The 21282-nt window shown below is 62.0% G+C and carries 18 protein-coding genes and 1 pseudogene; 13 read left to right on the top strand and 6 right to left on the bottom strand.

Going from position 1 to position 21282, the window contains the following annotated elements; translation table 11 throughout:
- Window positions 1-4 precede the first annotated feature (4 nt).
- Window positions 5-808 (top strand): enoyl-CoA hydratase/isomerase family protein, encoded by an 804-nt coding sequence (locus ACMGE0_RS31825; protein WP_436819875.1) that lies wholly within the window; start codon window positions 5-7, stop codon window positions 806-808.
- A gap of 192 nt (window positions 809-1000) precedes the next feature.
- On the opposite strand, the gene ACMGE0_RS31830 is transcribed toward ACMGE0_RS31825, so the two are convergent.
- Entirely contained in the window at window positions 1001-1900 is a 900-nt protein-coding gene (locus tag ACMGE0_RS31830; protein WP_436819876.1) for an AraC family transcriptional regulator, read from the bottom strand.
- A gap of 171 nt (window positions 1901-2071) precedes the next feature.
- Between ACMGE0_RS31830 and ACMGE0_RS31835 the strand changes: the two genes are divergently transcribed.
- The 6 genes from ACMGE0_RS31835 (at window position 2072) to paoC (ending at window position 10017) form a co-directional block, all read left to right on the top strand.
- Complete coding sequence (locus ACMGE0_RS31835) at window positions 2072-3025, top strand: aldo/keto reductase (RefSeq protein ID WP_436819877.1); 954 nt, start codon at window positions 2072-2074, stop codon at window positions 3023-3025.
- Window positions 3026-3474: 449 nt separating this feature from the next.
- A complete protein-coding gene (locus ACMGE0_RS31840) occupies window positions 3475-4674 on the top strand; it encodes an MFS transporter (protein ID WP_436819878.1) in 1200 nt (399 codons plus the stop codon).
- A 100-nt stretch (window positions 4675-4774) separates the two neighbouring features.
- Complete coding sequence (locus ACMGE0_RS31845) at window positions 4775-5878, top strand: alpha/beta hydrolase (RefSeq protein WP_436819879.1); 1104 nt, start codon at window positions 4775-4777, stop codon at window positions 5876-5878.
- 354 nt (window positions 5879-6232) lie between these two features.
- Window positions 6233-6868: an aldehyde dehydrogenase iron-sulfur subunit PaoA gene (gene paoA / locus ACMGE0_RS31850; protein ID WP_436819880.1), complete on the top strand. Its 636-nt coding sequence runs from the start codon at window positions 6233-6235 to the stop codon at window positions 6866-6868.
- Window positions 6865-7815, top strand: coding sequence for an FAD binding domain-containing protein (locus ACMGE0_RS31855; RefSeq protein WP_436819881.1), 951 nt, complete (start codon window positions 6865-6867; stop codon window positions 7813-7815). The genes paoA and ACMGE0_RS31855 overlap by 4 nt, the downstream gene beginning before the upstream one ends.
- 3 nt (window positions 7816-7818) lie before the next feature.
- A complete protein-coding gene (gene paoC / locus ACMGE0_RS31860; RefSeq protein WP_436819882.1) occupies window positions 7819-10017 on the top strand; it encodes an aldehyde oxidoreductase molybdenum-binding subunit PaoC in 2199 nt (732 codons plus the stop codon).
- A 116-nt stretch (window positions 10018-10133) separates the two neighbouring features.
- On the opposite strand, the gene ACMGE0_RS31865 is transcribed toward paoC, so the two are convergent.
- Window positions 10134-11027 carry a LysR family transcriptional regulator gene (locus tag ACMGE0_RS31865; protein WP_436819883.1) on the bottom strand — a complete coding sequence of 298 codons (894 nt, stop codon included), beginning with the start codon at window positions 11025-11027 and terminating at the stop codon, window positions 10134-10136.
- Between the two features lie 240 nt (window positions 11028-11267).
- Here ACMGE0_RS31865 and ACMGE0_RS31870 point away from each other — a divergent pair, with 240 nt between their 5' ends.
- The gene (locus tag ACMGE0_RS31870) at window positions 11268-11681 is read left to right on the top strand and encodes a cyclophilin-like fold protein (protein WP_436819892.1); all 414 of its coding nucleotides are present in this window, start codon (window positions 11268-11270) and stop codon (window positions 11679-11681) included.
- Window positions 11682-12013: 332 nt separating this feature from the next.
- Here the strand turns inward: ACMGE0_RS31870 and ACMGE0_RS31875 are convergent, their stop codons facing one another.
- The 4 genes from ACMGE0_RS31875 to ACMGE0_RS31890 all read right to left on the bottom strand — a co-directional run bounded on the left by ACMGE0_RS31875 (window position 12014) and on the right by ACMGE0_RS31890 (window position 16733).
- Complete coding sequence (locus tag ACMGE0_RS31875) at window positions 12014-12406, bottom strand: type 2 periplasmic-binding domain-containing protein (protein ID WP_436819884.1); 393 nt, start codon at window positions 12404-12406, stop codon at window positions 12014-12016.
- Window positions 12373-13617 carry an arginine deiminase gene (locus ACMGE0_RS31880; protein WP_436819885.1) on the bottom strand — a complete coding sequence of 415 codons (1245 nt, stop codon included), beginning with the start codon at window positions 13615-13617 and terminating at the stop codon, window positions 12373-12375. The genes ACMGE0_RS31875 and ACMGE0_RS31880 overlap by 34 nt, the downstream gene beginning before the upstream one ends.
- 19 nt (window positions 13618-13636) lie before the next feature.
- Window positions 13637-15070 (bottom strand): basic amino acid/polyamine antiporter, encoded by a 1434-nt coding sequence (locus ACMGE0_RS31885; protein ID WP_436819886.1) that lies wholly within the window; start codon window positions 15068-15070, stop codon window positions 13637-13639.
- A gap of 232 nt (window positions 15071-15302) precedes the next feature.
- On the bottom strand, window positions 15303-16733 hold the full coding sequence (locus ACMGE0_RS31890; RefSeq protein WP_436819887.1) for a basic amino acid/polyamine antiporter: 1431 nt from the start codon (window positions 16731-16733) through the stop codon (window positions 15303-15305).
- Between the two features lie 463 nt (window positions 16734-17196).
- Here ACMGE0_RS31890 and ACMGE0_RS31895 point away from each other — a divergent pair, with 463 nt between their 5' ends.
- The 5 genes and pseudogenes from ACMGE0_RS31895 to ACMGE0_RS31915 all read left to right on the top strand — a co-directional run.
- A complete protein-coding gene (locus ACMGE0_RS31895; RefSeq protein ID WP_436819888.1) occupies window positions 17197-18633 on the top strand; it encodes a GntP family permease in 1437 nt (478 codons plus the stop codon).
- Between the two features lie 118 nt (window positions 18634-18751).
- Window positions 18752-19330 carry a HupE/UreJ family protein gene (locus tag ACMGE0_RS31900; protein ID WP_436819889.1) on the top strand — a complete coding sequence of 193 codons (579 nt, stop codon included), beginning with the start codon at window positions 18752-18754 and terminating at the stop codon, window positions 19328-19330.
- An 87-nt stretch (window positions 19331-19417) separates the two neighbouring features.
- Entirely contained in the window at window positions 19418-20098 is a 681-nt protein-coding gene (locus tag ACMGE0_RS31905) for an urease accessory protein UreF (RefSeq protein WP_436819890.1), read from the top strand.
- A 63-nt stretch (window positions 20099-20161) separates the two neighbouring features.
- Window positions 20162-20680 (top strand): YqhA family protein, encoded by a 519-nt coding sequence (locus ACMGE0_RS31910; RefSeq protein WP_436819891.1) that lies wholly within the window; start codon window positions 20162-20164, stop codon window positions 20678-20680.
- Between the two features lie 121 nt (window positions 20681-20801).
- Window positions 20802-21224: pseudogene (locus ACMGE0_RS31915) on the top strand (urease accessory protein UreD); the annotation flags it as partial.
- Between the last annotated feature and the right edge of the window lie 58 nt (window positions 21225-21282).

Here is a 21282-nt window from a genome sequence, read left to right on the forward strand (position 1 = left end):
GCTCATGACCGACTTGGCGATCAACTTGGAAACCCAGTCAAGGACCCCCCTGAACCCCATCGCGGAGGTAGAGGGCCGGATCGCATGGGTCAAGCTCTCCCGCCCCGACCGCGCGAACGCGCTCGACTCGAAGACGCTTGAGCTCGTCCTGGATGCCATCGACAAGGCGGAGGACCAACAGGGCGTGGAGGCGCTCGTCCTGCACGGAGCCGGCCAGCATTTCTGTGCGGGCGCGGACCTGCAGGAACTGCATTCCAACGGCCCCGAAGGAATCCGCCATCTTCTCGACCGCTTCCGGGAGGTGACCCGTCGAATCGAGCGCTCGCACCTCGTCGTCATCGCAGCGGTCCATGGGGCGGCGCGCGCTGGCGGGATCGAGATTTCGCTCGCGTGCGATTTGGTGCTGGCAGGCAGCTCGGCCACCTTCGGCGACGCGCATCTCTCGAAAGGTCTTCTTCCAGGCGGCGGCTCAACCGCTCGCCTTCCGAGGGCGATCGGATGGCAGAGAAGCAAGTGGATGATCCTGAGCGCCCAATCCATCGATGCCGAAACCGCAAAGGACTGGGGCTTGGTCTTCGAAGTGTTCGACGACCGCGACCTTCTTCAGGCCGCGGAGCAGCAGGCTCTCTCGATGACGAGAGGTGATACCGAAACCATCCGCCGAGCCAAGTCGCTGATCTCGTCGATCGGTGACATTTCCTTCAGCGAGTCGCTCGAGGCCGAGATCGCCACTCTCGAAAAGCACTACGACTCGGAGTCGTTTCAACGCGGTGTTGGCGCATTCCTCTCCCGTGGCAAGTCGAAGTGAGCATTGCTAACGGCATTAAGGAGGACTGCGATGCACGGGGTCCAGGTCCCGTTGTTAGTGAATTCCCCCTCGCGTAACCTTCGAATCCTTTGCAAGACTTATTCAGGACAGCTGCATTTCGATTTCAGGCCACGTCGTTCAAGGGACGATATTTGGACTGAACGTTAATGCGCCGACATCGGTAGGCTGAACTCAAGCTACCACTGCCAAGCCCGGCGAAGCGCGCAAGCGGGCTATGTCGCGCGCCGGCGGTTCCCCAAAGTGGCGGCGATATTCACGAGTGAACTGCGACGGGCTTTCGTAACCTACGCGCAAGGCGGCAGTCGTGACGTCGATGTCCTGGACCAGCATCAGGCTGCGCGCGTCCTGTAGCCTGAGCTGCTTCTGGAATTGCAGCGGCGTCATCGCCGTCACAGCGCGAAAATGCTCGTGCAGGCTCGACGGACTCATGCCTACTTCCGCGGCAAGTCGCTCGATGCTGAACCGTTCCCGGAAGTTCTTCCCGATCCAGGCGATGGCGCGGCCGACCTGGGCCACCCGACCATGACTGGAGGTGATGTGGCGCATCCTGGCGCCGTCGGGGCCGGCGAGCAGGCGATAGAGAATCTCCTGCTCGGCAAGCGGCCCAAGCACGGGCAGCGCTGCCGGATCGTCGAGCAGGCGTAAGAGGCGTAGCGCCGCATCGAGCAGACCGGCTCCGGCGTCGGACACCGTTTTGCCTATGGGCGGGGATGGCGCTCCCGCCGGCGGCGGCACGCGCAACGCCAGGTCCCCCAGCATGACCGGATCGAAATCGAGGTACAGGCAGAGATAGGGCTTGTCAGGCGTCGCTTCGACCACATGGCCTATCGCCGGCAGGTCGTAGGTCACGACCCCATAGCGCCCCGGTGCGTATCTGAACACGCGGTCCCCCAGCGTGACCTCCTTGTGCCCCTGCGCGACGAGGCACAGTTGCGGCCGGTAAACATTCGGCATCGGCATCGTCACCGTGGAGGATCGAACAAGCGTCACACGTTCGATGGGGGTGGCGTGGAAGCCATCCTTCGAGACGTGCCGGGCGATCGTCCTCGCGATTTCGGTCAGTGTTTCCATGAATCGCACCATCGCACGCGCGCGGAAGGGCGGCAATGCGAACCGCGGGTTCTGGAGGATTGGGCAGTAATCCCGGCGCATCGGGCTAACGGTTCGGCCGCGTCGCGCATCACACTGTCAGCGGCGCCTGGGTCACAGCAAACCTGGCCGCAGAACAAGTAAGGAGCAAACATGACAATCGACAATCCGAAGACACCCACGGTCGCACTGGGCACCTGGGCCTGGGGCGACAGCGGCGAGACTGGCAACGGCTATTTCGGCAGCAGCCTCACTCAGGCTGGCCTTGAAGAAGTCGCCGACAAGGCGCATGCGGCCGGGTTTACCCTCTGGGACACCGCCATTGTGTACGGCATGGGCCGTTCAGAGACCGTACTCGGGGAAGTATTGAAGCGCTACGCCCGCAGCGACTACCAGCTCTCCACGAAGTTCACCCCGCAGGCCGCGGGGACCGGCGACGATCCGGTGGCGGACATGCTGGAGCAGAGCCTGGCCCGCCTCGGCACCGACTACATCGACCTCTACTGGATTCACAATCCAGCCGATGTGGCCCGGTGGACTCCGCACCTGATCCCGTTGCTGAAGAGCGGGAAGGTCAAACATGTGGGCGTCTCAAACCACAACCTGAGCGAAATCGAGCTCGCCAACCAGATCCTCGGAGAAGCCGGGTTTCGGGTCGAAGCCATCCAGAACCACTATAGCCTCCTCTACCGCAGCTCTGAGGATGCCGGCATCCTGGACTACTGCCGCAACCACGGCATCCTGTTCTTCGCCTATATGGTGCTTGAACAGGGCGCCCTGAGCGGCAAGTACAGTCCGGAGAACCCGCTGCCGGAAGGCAGCAACCGGGCGGAGACTTACAACGGCATGCTGCCTCAGCTGAAGGCGCTGACGGACAAGCTCGCCTCGATCGGCCAGAGCCAAGGTGCGGCAGCGCCCGATGTCGCGACGGCTTGGGCCATCGCCAAGGGAACGACGCCGATCATCGGCGTCACCAAGCCCGATCATGTCGAGGGTCTGGTCCGAGCCGGCAGCATCACGCTCACCGCAGACGAAATCGCGGAGCTGGAAGCCCTCGCCGACGCCGCTAACGTGAACACCCGCGGCTGGTGGGAACAAGAGATGTAAGTCTGAAGCTCCGCTGTCCCAAGACCTCGGACCGCCGTTCCGAGCAATACGGCAGGCGATCATCTCTTTCTGCAGAGATGATCGCCTGTGACCGACCAGGTTGCTGGATGCCTCCGCACCGCCAGTTGGCTTGCTGTTTTCCGGGTCGACACAAGATACTGTACGGACTTCGACGGGTCGAACCTGAGCGTTTCAAGCCTGAAAGAGTGGTCCTGGAGCGCCCCTAGGACAACCTCTCGGAGCTGAACCGTCGTGCGCACCTCTTCATCCGGAAGAGGCTTCCTGTCGCGCAGACCCTCGGGATAGACGTCTGATATCCCTTTCATGAGCCCTGTTCATAACGTCATCCAATCTGCGACCCCTAATTCAAAGAGGCTTTAGCGGCTATTTTTTTAGTGCTTTGCGCCTCCGCGGAGGCACTTTCCTTCATCGACTCCCAAGGTAGTTCCATGCTTGTAGAATCCGTCTCCGGGAGGACCGAACTCGAGTCCTCGTCCTGGGGCGCCGTCATGGCTCTGGCGCTGACGGCCTTCGCTCTTGTCGCATCCGAGTTCATGCCCGTCAGCCTCCTCACTCCGATCGCCGCCGACCTCTACGTGACGGAGGGGCAGGCGGGCCAGGCGATCGCGGTCTCCGGCGTCCTCGCGGTCCTCACCAGTCTCTTCATCACCTCGGTGGTCGGTCGGCTGAACCGCAAGAGCGTACTCCTCACGTTGACTGGTCTGATGATGCTGTCCGGTGCGATCGTGGCCTTTGCGCCGAACTACGTCGTGTTCATGATCGGCCGCGCGTTGCTTGGAATGGTCATCGGGGGCTTCTGGTCGATGTCGGCCGCGACCGCGATGCGCCTCGTGCCGGACCGGCAGGTTCCGCAGGCGCTTGCGATCCTCAATGGCGGCAACGCTCTCGCCATGGTGCTGGCGGCCCCTCTCGGCAGCTATCTCGGCGGCATCATCGGTTGGCGCGGCGCCTTCTTCTGCATCGTGCCGGTCGCCGCTGTCGTGTTCCTCTGGAAGCTGTTCGCCCTTCCATCCATGACGACTTCTGCAACCAGCCGCTCCAGAAATCCCTTGAAGCTGTTATCCCGCCCGTCCGTCACCTGGGGCATGGCGGCGGTCAGCGTCTTCTTCATGGGCCAGTTCGCGCTCTTCACCTACCTGCGCCCCTTCCTCGAAGGTACGACCCGTGTCGATGTCGGCACTCTGTCGCTCCTGCTGCTGATGATGGGTGTGATGGGCTTCATCGGCACCATCCTCATCGGCCCCTTCCTGAAGCGTGGCCTCTATGCGACGCTCGTGATCATACCCTTCGTCATGGCAGCGGCTGCAGCAGGTCTCATCACGCTGGGCGGCTGGCTTCCTGCGGTCGCCGGACTGCTGGCGATCTGGGGACTCCTGGGAACGTCCGCCCCTGCCGGCTGGTGGACATGGATGGCCCGGTCGCTTCCGGACGACGCGGAAGCCGGAGGAGGGTTGATGGTTGCGGTGGTGCAGCTCGCCATCACCCTCGGCGCGGTGCTTGGCGGTCTCGCCTTTGACCTCAGCGGTTATCGCGCCACCTTCGCGGTGAGCGCCGTCCTGCTGGTGGTGGCAGCCGGCCTTGCGATGAAGGCCGCGGCCGCGGCAAGAACGTCAACCCTCCTCGATTGATGAATTGCGCTCATTACCGCAAGCGACAGGATCGGTCTAATCGATGAGCCAGCCCTCCATTAGATTGGTCGTGTATTTCGAACACAAACGGAGGCTTTCGATGAGCAACTACGACTATATCGGCACGGCGGCAAATAGGCCCGATGAACCTGACGTCGTCCGGCGAAATTTGCTGAAGATGACCGGTGTGAGTATCGCTGCGCTCAGCGTCGCGTCGGCCGCCTCTTCGCCGGGCTTCGCGCAATCCACCGAGGGATGGGACAAGGTTTTTCCAAAGAGCGACCGCGTCGACCATCAGAAGGTCAACTTCACGAACCGCTACGGCATTAACCTGGTGGGTGATCTCTATCTGCCGAAGGAACGCGCCGGCAGCCGGCTCCCGGCCATTGTCGTCGGCGGGCCGTTTGGCGCGGTGAAGGAGCAGTCGTCGGGCCTCTATGCGCAGACGATGGCGGAGCGCGGCTTCGTCACGCTGGCCTTCGATCCGTCCTATACCGGCGAAAGCGGCGGTGAGCCCCGCAATATCGCTTCGCCCGACATAAACACCGAAGACTTCATGGCGGGCGTGGATTACTTGGGCCTGCACGGTTCCGTCGATCGCGAGCGGATCGGCGTTATCGGCATCTGCGGCTGGGGCGGCATGGCGCTCAATGCCGTCGCGGCGGACAAGCGCGTCAAGGCGGTCGCGGCCAGCACCATGTACGACATGACCCGCGTCATGTCGAAGGGCTACAACGACAGCGTGACCCTCGAGCAGCGCACGCAGACGCTGGAGCAACTGAGCCGTCAGCGTTGGGAAGATGCCGAAAAAAGAACCCCCGCCTACCAGCCCCCCTATAACGACCTGAAGGGCGGTGAGGCGCAGTTCCTGGTCGATTATCACGCCTATTACAGGACGCCGCGCGGCTACCATCCGCGTGCGGTCAATTCAGGCAATTCTTGGACGATTACGACCCCGATGTCGTTCATGAACATGCCGATCCTTACCTACATCAAGGAGATCTCGCCGCGGCCGGTCCTGCTGATCCACGGGGAAAATGCTCACTCGCGCTACTTCAGCGAAACCGCCTATGAAGCGGCGGCGGCGCCGAAGGAACTGGTGATCGTTCCGGGCGCCAATCACGTCGATCTCTACGACAATATGGAGAAGATCCCGTTCGACAAACTGCAGTCCTTCTTCGACCAGCACCTCGCCACCGCATGATTGGTGCTGTTGCGCCAACGCCTTCCCGCAATCTCCTGCGGGGAGGCTTGTCGAGTTGCATGGATCGTTGATGTCTTCGCGACGATTTCAACGCGGCGGGCTCGACATCCGTGAGCTCGGCCGGCGTGCTTGTTTCAGGACTGCGGCCACGGCATCCCTTCGAGCCGAGCCATTCGTCACGGTGCTCGACGGGACCGTCGAAACGTGGCCGGCCGCAACGTATTCATGAGCGTGATCAATAACAGCATGCGGCAAACGCGGACTAAACAAATATCGTCCTGCCGCTACCTTCTTGTACGGCTTCGCGTGCCCGACGGCCGCTCGCCTCCGTAAACGAACAAGGGAACTGGACATATGAACCCTGTCCAACTGGAACTTTCCCGCCGCGACCTGCTTATCTCGTCGGCCGCGACCATCGCGGTAACTGGAACCGCCGCCGGGGGAGCGGCCGCGCAGTCTGCGGGGAGAAGAATGGATCACACGACGACGACGTCATTCACCGTCAACGGCGAGAAACATGATCTCGCGGTGGACAACAGAACAACGTTGCTCGACGCCTTGCGTGAGCATCTGCATCTGACCGGCACCAAGAAGGGATGCGATCATGGCCAGTGCGGCGCGTGCACGGTCATGGTCGACGGGCGGCGGATCAACGCGTGCCTGACGCTTGCCGTCATGCATGAGGGCGCCGCGATCACGACAATCGAAGGCCTGGGCGAGCCAGGTAACCTGCACCCGATGCAGGCGGCGTTCGTCAAGCACGACGGCTTCCAGTGCGGATACTGCACCCCAGGGCAGATCTGTTCATCGGTGGCGGTGCTCGAGGAAATCAAGTCCAATATTCCAAGCCATGTCACATCCGACCTCAATACGGAAGCGCAGCTCACCGCGGTCGAAATTCGCGAGCGTATGAGCGGCAACATCTGTCGATGCGGTGCCTACTCGAACATTCTCGATGCCATTTCGGAAGTCGCGGGAATCAAATCATGAGAGCCTTCACCTACGAACGCGCCTCGTCCGTCGAGGCCGCGGCCCGTGCGGCCGCATCGAATCCCGAGGCAAGGTTCATCGCCGGCGGCACGAACCTGCTCGATCTTATGAAGCTTGAGATCGAGACGCCCACGCATCTGATCGACATCAACGGCCTCGGTCTCGACAGGATCGAACCTACGGCTGAGGGTGGGCTGCGTATCGGCGCGCTTGTCAGGAATACCGACCTCGCCGCGCACGAAGTCGTCCGGCGCGACTACGGCCTCCTGACCAGAGCGTTGGTCGCTGGCGCGTCCGGGCAGTTGCGCAACAAGGCCACCACGGCAGGAAACCTTCTGCAGCGGACGCGCTGTCCGTACTTCTACGACACCAACCAGCCGTGCAACAAGCGGCAGCCCGGAAGCGGCTGTTCCGCCATCGGCGGCTTCTCCCGCCAGCATGCGGTCGTCGGCGCCAGCGAATCGTGCATCGCCACGCACCCGAGCGACATGGCGATCGCCATGCGGGCGCTAGATGCGACCGTAGAGACCGTAAAGTCCGACGGGAGCCTTCGCTCTATACCCATTGCCGACTTCCATCGTCTGCCCGGCGATACGCCACATATCGAGACAGTGCTCGAGCGCGGCGAGTTCATCACCGCCGTCCTGCTTCCGCCGCCGGTCGGCGGCAAGCACATCTATCGGAAGGTTCGAGACCGTGCCTCCTATGCCTTCGCGCTCGTTTCGGTCGGCGCAATCGTTCATCCCGATGGAACCGGGCGCGTCGCCGTTGGCGGCGTCGCGCACAAGCCATGGCGGGTTGAGGCCGCGGAAGCCGAACTTCCAAAGGGCGCTCGGGCGGCTGCAGGCGCCATCCTGGCAGACGCGCGCCCGAGCGAACAGAACCGTTTCAAGGTCGAGCTGGTCGAGCGCGCGCTCGGCGCCGTCCTCTTAGAAGCAAGGGGTTGAGCCATGAAGTTCGATACGCCAGCCACCAGCAATCCCATCGATCGTCTGAAGGTCGTCGGCCAGCCCGTCCACCGGATCGACGGTCAACTCAAGACAACGGGGCGGGCAATGTACGCCTATGAATGGCATGATCCAAATATGCCATATGCCTACGGCTATCCCGTCGGCTCGGCCATCGCCAAGGGCCGCATAAGATCGATGGACGTTTCCGCAGCCAAGAGAGCCCCCGGCGTGCTTGCCGTCGTCACTACCCTCGACGTCGGCGACCGTAAGAAGGGCAAGTTCAACACGGCGAAGCTTTTCGGCGGAGATAGGATCCAGCACTATCATCAGGCGATCGCTGTCGTGGTTGCCGAGACGTTCGAGCAGGCACGCTCAGCCGCCGCTTTGATCGAAGTCGATTACGCTGAAGAGCAAGGGCAGTTCGACCTCAAGCAGGCTCAGGCCTCGGCGGTGAAGCCCGATGAATCGGTGCAGCCGGATTCCGCGGCGGGGGATTTTGAGGCAGCCTTCAGGAGCGCTCCGGTCACCTTCGAGGCAGCCTACACCACCCCCGACCAGTCCCACGCGATGATGGAGCCGCACGCATCGATTGCGGCATGGAATGGCGACGAGGTGACCGTCTGGACGTCGAGCCAGATGATCGACTGGTGGCGGTCGGACCTGGCAACGACGCTCGACGTCGACAAGGAGAAGATCCATCTGATGTCGCCGTTCATCGGTGGGGGATTCGGGGGCAAGCTCTTCCTTCGGGCGGACGCCGTGCTCGCAGCTTTTGCCGCGAAGGCCGCCAACCGTCCTGTGAAGGTCGCGCTGCCACGTCCGTTCATGATGAACAACACGACCCATCGTCCGGCGACGATCCAACGCATCCGGATCGGGGCGGGGCATGACGGCAGGATCACCGCGATCGCCCACGAAAGCTGGTCGGGTGACCTCGAGGGCGGCCAGCTCGAGACGGCCGTCAACCAGACCCGTCTGCTCTACGCCGGCGCCAACCGGATGACGGCCATGCGTCTCGCAACGCTGGACCTTCCCGAGGGCAACGCCATGCGAGCGCCCGGCGAGGCCCCCGGACTGATGGCGCTGGAGATCGCGATCGACGAGATGGCCGAGAAGGTCGGTATGGACCCGGTCGAGTTCAGGATCGTCAACGACACGCAGGTCGATCCGGAAAAACCGGAGCGCCCGTTCTCGCACCGAGATTTCATCGGCTGCCTAAGACTAGGTGCGGAACGCTTCGGTTGGAGCGATCGACCGAGGACCGGTTCGCGGCGGGAGGGAAACTGGCTGATCGGAATGGGCGTCGCCGCGGCCTTCCGCAACAATCTCGTCCTGCCATCCGGAGCTCGCGTCAGGCTCGATCGGGAGGGCGTGGTGACGGTCGAGACCGACATGACGGATATCGGCACGGGCAGTTACACGATCATCGCGCAGACGGCCGCCGAAATGTTGGGCGTCGGCATGGACAAGGTCGCGGTCCAGCTCGGAGATTCACGGTTCCCGGTTTCCGCGGGGTCGGGCGGACAGTTCGGCGCGAACTCCTCGACCTCGGGTGTCTACGCCGCCTGCGTGAAGCTGCGCGAGGCGGTGGCCAGCAAGCTCGGCTTCAACTCCGAGGACGTCGTCTTCGAGAACGGCGAGGTGCGCTCCGGCAACCGTTCGGTTCCGCTCGCCGAAGCTGCGGGCCCGGACGGGCTGGCCGGTGAGGACACGATGGAATGGGGCGACCTTACGGAAACCCATCAGCAGTCGACGTTCGGCGCCCATTTCGTCGAAGTCGGCGTCGACGTCGCGACTGGCGAGACGCGGATCCGCAGGATGCTGGCCGTCTGCGCCGCCGGCCGCATTCTCAACCCGATCACGGCCCGCAGCCAGGTGATCGGCGCCATGACGATGGGGGCGGGTGGAGCGCTTTCCGAAGAACTCGCGGTGGACACGCGGCGGGGCTTCTTTGTCAACCACGACCTGGCCGGCTACGAAGTTCCGGTGCATGCGGACATTCCTCACCAGGAAGTGATCTTCATGGACGAGACCGATCCGATGTCCTCGCCCATGAAAGCGAAAGGCGTCGGCGAACTCGGTCTCTGCGGCGTCTCGGCCGCGATCGCCAACGCCATCCATAACGCGACGGGCGTCAGGGTGCGGCACTATCCGATCACGCTAGACAAGCTGATCGGAGGCCTGCCCGACGTAGCCTGATCCACCGACGGCCGTCGGCACGGCGGCCGTCGTCCACCTCCGACCGGCGGGAGCCCGTGCGCACCGGACCTCTTGATAACCCTGCTGGCATACGGCGCTTCGCAGCCCCGAGCGTCTCAGGTACGATGCCGCAGAGCCTCCACGACGGCCACGAATGCCGGGGAGGACTGACGCCTGCTGGGATAATAGAGGTGATAGCCGTCCCAATAGGGCGAAAAGGATTCCAGGACGCGCATCAGCCGCCCATCCTCGATATAAGGCAGGGCAACGTCCTCCGGCACATAGACCAGTCCAAGTCCCTCCAAAGACGCCTCGATGCCCTGATACGAGTTGTTGAAGGCAAGCTGTCCCTCGACCCGAATCTTGACCTCCTTCCCGTCGGCTTCGAACTCCCATGGCCAGAACCCGCCAAACGTCGGAAGGCGCTCGTTGATGCAGTTGTGCCGGAGCAGGTCCTGCGGACGCTTTGGAATCTCCTTCCCCTCGAAATACGATGGTGCGCCGACGACGGTAAACCGGAAGTCGGGGCTGATACGGGCGGAGATCATGTCTTTTGCCACCTGCTCTCCCATTCGGACGCCCGCGTCGAAGCGCTCCGTCACGATATCCGAAAGCCCATTCTCACGTATGATTTCTACCTTGATGTCCGGGTTGTCCGGCAGGAAGCGCTTGAGCTTCGGCCAAATGACCCACTTGATCGCGTGATCGGACGCTGTGATGCGGACGCTTCCCGCCGGCTTCTCCCTGAGTTCGGTAAGGGCTTCGAGCTGAACCTCGATCTCGTCGAAATGCGGACCAACGCCGTGAAGAAGCCTTTCCCCAGCCTCCGTCAGGGAGACGGCTCGTGTCGTACGTGTCAGCAGGCGGAGGTCGAGCCGCGTTTCGAGCTGGCGGATGATATGGCTGAGCGCGGACTGGGAAACTCCGAGCTTCGCAGCAGCCCTGGTGAAGTTCTTCTCTCGGGCCACTGCGAGGAAGGCCAAAAGGTCGTTGACGCTCTCTCGGGGCATTCGTCTCTCCTTAGGTCGAACCGCGTTTGTATCGAACCGGCCACCATGGGACACTGAAATCATCGTGATGGCTTGCAGCGCGGATCCTTCGATTTATGAAGTCATCTCATAGCTGCATACGCCAGTCTCGGTCTAATCCATAAGTGTCCGTTCTGATAGAAGCTCGGGGATCGACGGAGATCAATCATGTATTTGGATTTGCCTCGAAGACGTTTCATCGCAATGGCCTTGGCCGGATGCATGCCGGCCCATGTGTTCGGCGAGACGCTTCAGGCAACGAACACACCGGGAGGGCTAGCGATGAGGATCGAATTCTCGTTCTCCGACCAGAAGTTCACGGCGAGCCTTTACGACAGTCCCGCTGCCCGTGAGCTTGCCTCGATGCTCCCTCTCGATCTGACGATTGAGGACTACTCGACGAATGAGAAGATCGCCTATCTTCCCCGCAAGCTGACAGCCAGTGGGAACGAGCCTTTCGGTGACGAGGCGGTGGGCGACCTTTGTTATTTCGCTCCCTGGGGCAACCTGGCGTTCTTCCATGCGGACTATCACTACTCGCAAGGTCTCGTTCGCCTTGGTAGGCTGGACGACGGAATCAAGCCGCTGCTGACCAGAGGCAAGTTCCCGCTCCAGGCCAAGGTTGCTGGCCCGTAGCACGCGTTATGGGACCTCGTTCAGCCATCCGGCCGCGCTCGCCTCGGCGGGATGCGGGAACGCGTCACAAGATATTCAAAGGTTACTGCGGGTCATATCCGAGAACTGCGCCGACGAAGGACGTCCGCCCAACGGGAGCAGATGGCGTTGTTGCCTACAGCATTCGCGATGATCTCGTTGCTTTCGTCGCAGGCAGGCTGCCGGTTGACGCGGAAACACTGCGCGCTGATGCCGCGACTCCTAGATAATTCAGAAGGACTCGGGGGACTCGAATTCCCAGACGTAGTTTCCACCGTGACTTGGCAGTCGCAGGTTGATGCACTTGTGAGCGGTCAGATCCTGCGGAACCAAGGGTTTCTGCCGGTCCAGGAAGTACTCCGGCGACGCCGCAACCGCATAGGCGATGTCCGGCGACACTCGTGCCTCGACATCCCGGCGGTGACGGACTCGCCCATCCTGATGCCTGCATCGAAGCGTTCGGCGACGATGTCGGTGAAGCCGTAGCTCGTCACAATCTCGACGTTGATGTCCGGGTAGTCCTTGAGCGCCTTCGAAAGCTTGGGCCAGATGATGTCGTCGATCGCATAGTCCATCGCCGTCAGCCGAACCGTACCCGCCGGCTTATCCCGGTACTCGGTGACCGCGACGAGCTCTTCCTCGATCTCCTTGTTCGGCGGCAGCCTTCCCTGGATTAATAGTCGACCGCATCGCGAATGATCGGGCAAGTCATGCAGTGTCCACCGCCTCGGCCTCGGCCTAACTCGGCTCCCGTAATGGTAACGACCTCGATGCCTTCCTTTCGTAGCAAAGTGTTGGTGTAGGTATTGCGGTCGTAGGCGAAAACGACGCCGGGCGAGGCGCAGACGAGGTTGGCGCCGCTGTCCCATTGGGTTCGCTCGCGCATATAGTCATTGCCGCCGGTTTCGACGACCCGCATCTTCTTGAGGCCAAGCGCGTCGCGTACCGTCTCGACGAAGGTTCCCTTGTCCTTGTGCAATTCCACGCCACCTTTGCCGTCCGGCCGGTATGAAAAGGCGTCGATGCCGTTGACGATGTCGGGATAGAGCAGCACGCAGTCGCGGTCGGCGAACGTGAAGACCGTGTCAAGATGCATGGCGGCACGCAGCTTGGGCATCGCGGCGACAATGACGCGTTCGGCGCCGCCCTTCTCGAACAGGGCGGCTGCGACCTGGCTGATCGCCTGACGCGAGGTGCGCTCGCTCATGCCGACCAGCACGTTCCCCTTGCCGATGGGCATAACGTCGCCGCCCTCGAACGTGGCGAGGCCCCAGTCCTCGATCGGGTTCCCCCACCAGACATTGACCTTGCCGGCGAAGTCGGGATGGAACGTATAGATCGATGTGGTGAGGATGGTTTCCTCACGCCGGGCCGGCCAATAAAGGGAATTGAGTGTCACTCCGCCATAGATCCAACAGGTGGTATCGCGGGTGTAGAGCGTATTCGGCAGCGGCGGCAGCAGGTATTCGTTGACGCCGGCCGCATCGCGGATCAGCGCCAGTTGTTCGCCGCCGATAGCCTCCGGGAACTCGAAGGTCGACAGCCCGCCGATCAGCGTTTCGGCAAGTTCGCGGTTCGACAGGCCTTCGAGGTAGGATCGTACCTCGTCGAGAAGACCCAAACCGATCTGATTGGGCACGACCTGGTTGTCGAGGATCCACTTCTTCGCCTCGGGGATAGCGACCGTCTCGGCCAGCAGGTTGTGCATTTCCAGAACTTCGACGCCGCGGTCGCGCATCTTGGTCATGAAGTCGAAGTGATCGCGCTTGGCGTTGTCGACCCAGAGGACGTCGTCGAAAAGCAACGCATCGCAGTTGCTCGGCGTAAGGCGCTGGTGGGCGCGGCCGGGTGCGCAGACCATGACCTTGCGTAGTTGGCCGACTTCGGAATGGACGCCGAATGAGATGTCTTGTGCCATAACTCTTCTGCCTTTCCGTTCAATGGGTGATGAGGCCGGTCACCAGGCCGTACACCCCGATTAGACCGGCGATTGTCGTAACTGCGAAGATGATGAGTTCGATGGGGGTGAACACCTGCAGGTTCTGCTCGCGCCGCGCCCAGAAGTAGAGAATGGTACCGGGCACGAAGAGGACGGCGACGAGCAGGACGTATTTGAGCCCAGCGGCGACGAACATGAAGATCGTGTATATGGCCGCGATCCAGGCGAAGAGCTGGTCACGCCCGCGTACGTTTGGCGTGTTCTCGTAGCCCACACCACTGCGCGCCAGCAGGATTCCGTAGCCGGCGACGAGCAGATAGGGCAACAGCGCGGTGACGCTCGTCATATCCAGCATGAAGTTGAAGGCGTCGCGCGACCAGTAGGTCGAGATGACGAACAACGACACGACGATGTTCGTAAGCCACAAGGCATTCGCAGGCACGCGGTTGTCGTTCTGTGCGGCGAAGAGCTTCGGCATGTCGTCCGATTTGGCCGCTGCGAAAAGCACTTCGGCGCAGATCAGGGACCAGGCAAGGTAGGCGCCCAGCACAGAAACCAGGACGCCGATGGAGATAAACACGGCGCCCCAATGGCCGACGACCAATTCCAGGACGCTGGCGAGCGAAGGTTGCTGGACGCCAGCGATCGCTGATTGCGGCAGCGCTGCGTAGGGCAGCAACGTGACTGCCACCATCAGGCCGGTAACGCCGACGAAGCCCAGGATCGTCGCAGTGCCGACGTCAGAGCGCTTCTTGGCAAAGCGCGAATAGACGCTTGCTCCCTCGATACCGAGGAAGACGAATACCGTGATCAGCATGGTATCGCGCACCTGGGTGATCAGCGGTTTTGCCGGCATGTCTACGCCACCGAAGAAGTTTTCGGAGAACTGTGCGTAGTTGAAGGCAAAGATCAGGGCCAGGATGAAGACGAGAATCGGAACGATCTTCGCGATAGTGACGATGGTGTTGATGAACGCGGCCTGCTCGACGCCGCGAAGGATCATGAAATGAAATGCCCAGATGCCGATCAGCGATACGATGATCGCCGTGGCGCTGCTTCCGTCGCCGAAGATGTCAGGAAAAAAGCGCCCTAGCGTCGAGCCGATCAGCACCCAGTAGAACACGTTTCCGAGGCAACTGCCGAGCCAATATCCAAAGGCAGACAGGAAGCCCATATAGTTGCCGAAGCCGGCCTTTGCGTAGGCGAAAACGCCCGAATCTATGTCCGGGCGCTTTTCTGCCAGCGCCTGAAACACGCGCGCCAGCATGTACATGCCCGTTCCCGCGATTGCCCAGGCAATCATGGCTCCAAACGGGCCGGTGGCAGCACCGAAGCGAGCGGGAAGATTGAATATGCCGGCGCCGACCATTGATCCGACGACCATGGCGGTCAAAGCGAAGAGCGAAAATTTCTGTGTCGTTTCCGAAGCCATCTTTCCCCCAATAAGTCATTCAATTGGCGTGATGTTTCCCATTCGAAATGCCGACCGTTGAAATGAACTATAATGCGGAACAACAATCGCTGTGATCAGCACGGAATCCCAAAACTATGGTGTGCGTCCGGAATTCGTCGCGGCCGAGCGAAAAGGTGAAGCCCTCCTGACGGTTCCAGTATGCTTGCGGGCGATCGGGCGCAGCGGCAACCGCACTGCCCAGCCGTCCGGATCAAACGGTGATGACGCCCGTTGCGAGCAGGTAGACCGCAATGCATGCGCCGGTAGCGGCGATGAGGAACAGCCACAGCTCGGCCGGGGTGAACGCGGACTTGCCTTGTTCGCGCCGGGCCATGAGATAGAGGATCGTCCCCGGCCCATAAATGACGGTCGTTAGAAGCAGGTGCTGAGCCCCGGCGGCATAGATCAGCCCGGCCGTGTAGATGACGGCGACAGCGGTGCGCAAAAGGTCGCCGCGGCGCCCTGCCGGATCACGGTCATAAGTGTCTCCGCCCAATGCGAGCTTGAGCCCATAGGCGGCAACGAGGAAATACGGAATCAGGATCATCGAGCTGGTCAGTTCGAGCGCCAGCTGAAACGCATATTGCGTGAAGAGGGTGAGAATCAGGAACAGCTGAACCACGGTGTTGGTGAGCCACAGGGCACGGGACGGCACGCCGTTGCCGTTTTCATGGGCGAGGAAGCGCGGCATGGTCCCATATTTCGACGCGGAATAGAGAATCTCGGCGGCGAGTAGAACCCAAGAAAGGTAGGCGCCAGCGACGGATACGACCAGGCCGGCGCTGACGAACACCGCACCCCAATGGCCGACAACGGCTTCGAGCACTCCTGCCATCGATGGATTGCGCAGTGCGGCAAGCTCCGGCCGCGACAGCGCGCCGTAGGACAGGAGTGTCACCAGCACCATCAGGGCGAGAACTCCGAGGAAGCCGACGAGTGTGGCGATGCCGATGTCCGCGCGGTTTCTGGCGTAGCGCGAGTAAACGCTGGCGCCTTCGATGCCAACAAAGACGAATACCGTAACCAGCATGGTCGCACGAACCTGGCCCGCGATGTCGCCAAATGCGACCTCGCTGCCGCCCCAGAAGTCCATCGAGAACAGGTCGGCCTTGAAACCGAAGGCCACGAGAACGACGAAGAGAAGGATCGGGATGATCTTGGCGACGGTGACGATGGTGTTAATGAACGCTGCCTGCCTGATCCCGCGCAGGATCAGGAAATGCATGCACCATAGAAGGATCGAAGACGTTGCGACTGCGAGCACCGTGTTGCCGTCGCCGAAGACCGGAAAGAACAGGCCAAGGGTCGATTTGATGAGAACGAAATAGGAAACGTTTCCGAGCAGCGCCGCGGACCAGTAGCCCAGTGCCGACAGAAAGCCGGGATAGTTGCCGAAGCCGGCCTTGGCATAGGCGTAGATTCCGGCATCGAGGTCTGGCCTGCGCGCTGACAGCGACTGAAAGACGAAGGCGAGCATCAGCATGCCGAACCCGGCGATCGCCCACGCAATCACGGCACCGAAAGGCCCTGTTGCCCGCCCGAAGGCTTGCGGCAAGGAAAAGATGCCGGCGCCGACCATCGACCCGACCACCATTCCCGTTAGCGTCCAGAGCGAGAATTTTCCGGAAGTCTCCGAAGCCATCAAAATCGCACCATGAAACGGGTTGTTGTGTTACCCTCATTCTAGCCGGAGCTTCCCGTAATTGTGATCAGCCGAAAATCCCGGCAGCATGCCTGGCGTCCTAACATCACCGCCGGCGCGCCTCGCTCGACGCGAATACTGGGTCTCTGCCGTCGGCACGGCTGCAGAGACACGCGCTGGCGCAGGGTGGTCGAGGCGACGTTCGCATACCATCTGGCGAGCTGGCTCAGCACCTTATCTTGAGACTGGTGTTGCGGAATCCCAGAAATGAGCATGGCGTCCATTTCTTGCTCTTGCCGAAGAGTTTGCGCGCGCGGTCGGTCGACTAATCGCCAGGTGTGGTCCATGAAAATCGTGAGGCTGGCCTGGCGCAACTTGCTGCTGTCCTCTCTCGGGCGGGGTGCTCGATATCCCGTGGCGGAGCTGTAAGCACCTCGGCTGAACGGATCAAAAAGGGCGGGGCATGGGGCTGTTTGGAATACTGCTGGCGCTCGGTCTGCTGATGTGGTTCGCTTATCGCGGCTGGAGCGTGCTGCTGCTCGCGCCAGCGGCGGCCCTTATCGCCGCCAGCATCTCCGGTGAGCCGCTTCTGCCGCATTGGACCTCGACCTTCATGAACGGCACGGCGCGTTTCGTCGCGCAGTGGTTCCCGATGTTCCTGCTGGGCGGCATCTTCGGCAAGATGATGGATGACAGCGGTTCGATCACCTCGATCGCCCGCTACCTGACGGAACGGCTCGGCGTCAAGCGGACCATGCTGTCGGTGGTTCTTGCCTCCGCCGTTGTCACCTATGGCGGCGTCAGCGTCTTCGTCGCATTTTTCGTGCTGGTGCCCATGGCCCGCGAAATGTTCCGCGCGGCGAACATTCCGGCGCGGCTGATGCCCGCTGCGATCGGTCTTGGCGCCTTCACCTTCACCATGTCGGCTATGCCGGGGACACCCTCGACCAACAATGCCATCCCGATGCCGTACTTCGGCACGACGACCTTCGCCGCCCCGGGGCTCGGCATTATCGCTTCGATCATCACCTTCGCTTTCGGCATGTGGTGGCTGGCGCGCATCGAGGCGAAGGCGCGCGCTGCCGGGGAAGGGTACACGGACGACGGTGCGGCCGTCGTCATCAGCGAAAAGGTGCGCGAGCAGGCGACGACCTCCGGCGACTTCGACCCGAATGAACTGACCCATGGCGAACGCAGCCACAGCGGTCCGCCCTTTCTGTTTGCAGTCCTGCCGCTGATCGTCGTCATCGCCGTCAACTTTCTCATGGCGCTGGTGGTGCTGCCCCGGATCGATTTTTCCCTCGCCGAAGCTACGCTTGGCATCAACATAAGCTCGACGGTCGGCGTCTGGGCGGTTCTGATTGCCCTGGCAGCGGCGATCGTCACCGTCATCGGCGTCAACTACGGGCGACTCGGGAAGCTGCGCGAAAGCCTTGATGCAGGCGCCAATTCGGCGGTCCTGCCGATCCTGACTGTGGCAAGCCTCGTTGGCTTCGGTGCGGTCGTCGCGGCAATGCCGGCCTTCAACGTCGTCCGGGATGCAGTGCTGCAGATGCCGGGTGGCCCTCTCGTCTCGCTGGTCGTCGCGATGAACGCACTGGCCGCCCTCACGGGCACCGCTTCGGGGGGCATGGCGATCGCGCTCAACGCGCTCGGCGCCGAGTACATGAGTCTTGCTGCGCAGTACGGGATCGATCCTGCGCTGATGCATCGCCTGACGACGATCAGCGCCGGCACACTCGATGCCCTGCCGCACAACGGCACGGTACTCCTGCTCCTCCAGATCAGCAAACAGACGCATGCCGGAAGCTATTTCGACATGGTGATGACGGTCATCGTCAGCGTCATCATCTCCCTGGTCGCGGTTTTCGCGCTGGGGTCGATGTTCGGTTCGTTCTGACCGCGGCGAGCGGGAGACGACACTGGATTGGGTGTGCAACGGCGGGCTGCCGGAAACCGGAAAGTGTCCGTCGGCTTTCGACCGCTCGTAATTCGATCAACACTACGGAGGTGGTACGATGAAAAAATTGTCCGTTCTGACCCTTGCACCGTTGCTGGTGATGAGCACGCCGGCCTTTGCGCATGTCGGTCATGCCGAAAACGGCTCCTTCATGGCGGGGTTCCTGCACCCGCTTTCGGGGCCCGACCATGTTCTTGCGATGGTCGCGGTCGGCCTATGGGCGGCGACGCTCGGGGGACGCGCGCTCATCGCCGTTCCGGCGACCTTTGTCGGCGTGATGCTTCTCGGCTTTGTCGCAGCGCTCGCCGGTCTGTCCGTGCCGCTCGTAGAGCCGGCAATCCTTGCTTCGATCGTTGTCATCGGCCTTCTGGTCGCCATCGCTCGGCCTGTTCCGGCTGGGGCCGCAGCAGCGATTGTCGGCGTGTTCGCCTTTTTTCATGGGCATGCGCACGGTGCTGAAATGGCCGGTGACAGCGCAGTTTCTTTCGGTGCGGGTTTTGCGCTTGCGACAATCCTCCTTCACGCAGCGGGCATCGGTCTTGCCCTCGGAGCGGGTCGCTTGATGCATGGCTCTACCGGCTTGCGGATCGCTGGCGGTGCCACCGCGCTCAGCGGCGTCCTCCTGCTCGCGAGCTGAGTTGGCGGGTAAGTTTTTCGGTGTATCTGAGCCCGAAGCCGCCTCTCTTGTCCGGCTTCGGGTCAACTGCCTTGGAGAAGATACGTGATGTGCGAACGAGCGCCCGGCAGCCTGCCCATCCAGCTTCTGCGGCTCGTGAGTCCGAGCCAGCCGGTTGGTGCCTTTTCGTACTCCCGCGGCCTCGAATGGGCGGTCCATGACGGGATTGTTCGCGACGAGGCCACTGCATCCACCTGGATATTCGGCCTCATCGAGCACAGCTACGCCGTCTGCGATGCGGCCCTGTTCTGGCGCATGATGCAGGCGCTCGATGCGGGTGACCGAGCAGCATTTCTGAAGGCTGATGCATGGCTGTCGGCCGCGCGGGAAAGCCGCGAGATCGAGCTGGAGGACAAGCAAATGGGGGAATCGCTGTTGCGGGTTCTCCAGGACCTCGACGTGTCCTCCGCCCGATCGTTCGAAGATAGAAGGCTGAGCTACCCAGCCGCATTTGCCGTCGCCGCCGCCCATTGGAATATCGCGACGTCCGATGCGCTGCGCGGACTGCTATGGAGCGCCATCGAGGGGCAGGTGTCCGCCGCGATCCGGCTGGTGCCGCTGGGACATACCGCCGGCCAGCGGCTTCTCATCGCAGCGGAGGACGTCATCGAGCGCTCAGCCGTCAGAGCCGAATCCATTGGAGACGACGAGATCGGCAATGCCGCACCGGTCATGGCGATGGCCAGCGCCTGGCACGAGACGCAGTACAGTCGACTGTTCCGTTCGTAGGCTCATTCTTGGGCGAGTAAGTGGATCGGCACCAAACCTTCGACAGTCAGGGAGGGTTATGATTTGGTTTCCTTGTTTCGCGGCCTTCGGTACGTTCTCCTCTTTGCCGCAGCCGGCGTGCTTTTCGGCGCTTTCCTGATGTTCTGGGAGGCGATCCTGATGCTCTGGCAGAGCTTCGAGATGGCCCGACTCGATCCGGATATCTCGGTCATCGTTTCGGTCCTGCGCGCCACCGACAAGGTCCTGCTGGGCATCGTCCTCATGGTTGTCGGCTGCGGCATCGCCCTCGGCTTTGCCCTCGACATTCCCGCGGCACAGCGATCGAGGCTGCCGCAGTGGATGATCATCGATACCATCGCGGAACTGAAGAACCTCTTCTTCCAGATGATCATCCTTTACCTGGTCGTCCATTTCGCGGCCCAGGTGGGCGAGATGCAGACGGCGCTCGAATGGGAAGCTCTCGTGCTGCCGATATCCGCGCTCCTCTTGGCGGGTGCGATGAAGCTGACCGCAAGCTCGCATCATCTGTCGGAGGAGGTGCGCCGCGACAGAAGCGACGATCAAACGAAGAAGCTGGTCTGACGGGTCGGCCGCGCCGCCCCCGCCAGTTGCAAGCTCAAAAAGCCGTTCGCTCCGGGGAGCGAGAGGCGCACTTGAATTGCAAAGGCCGTCGAGAAGGACGGATCGGAAGGGATTTTCGCCAATGGCAGGTGGCTGGCATGCCGAGCTTGAACTGTGGTTTGCGACCTCCCAGGGGAAGACGCGACTGATGCGCCGGCGTCACTTTGGGCCGCTTGCGGTACAGCGCGCCTTTCATCCCGAAGACGACGGCTCCGCGCATGTCTATCTCCTGCATCCACCCGGCGGCGTCGCCGGTGGCGACATACTCGACATCACCTGCCATCTCGCGCCGCTGGCGCGCGCCGTCCTTACGACACCCGGCGCGACGAAGTTCTACCGCAGCGAAAGCGGCACCAGTGTGCAGCGTACCCAGATCGATGTCGGCGCCGGCGGGACTTGCGAGAATCTTCCGCAGGAAACGATCCTCTTCGAGGGCGCCGATGCCTCGATCAGCACGCGCGTCGCGCTCGGCGAGGACGCCGCTTATAGAGCGTTTATGATTTTGTTTGAATCGCGGATTCCCTTTTGATGTCGAATGTGATTCAAGATGCAGGCTGAGAGGA

The organism is Neorhizobium descurainiae, from assembly GCF_051400715.1.
Classification (GTDB): domain Bacteria; phylum Pseudomonadota; class Alphaproteobacteria; order Rhizobiales; family Rhizobiaceae; genus Neorhizobium.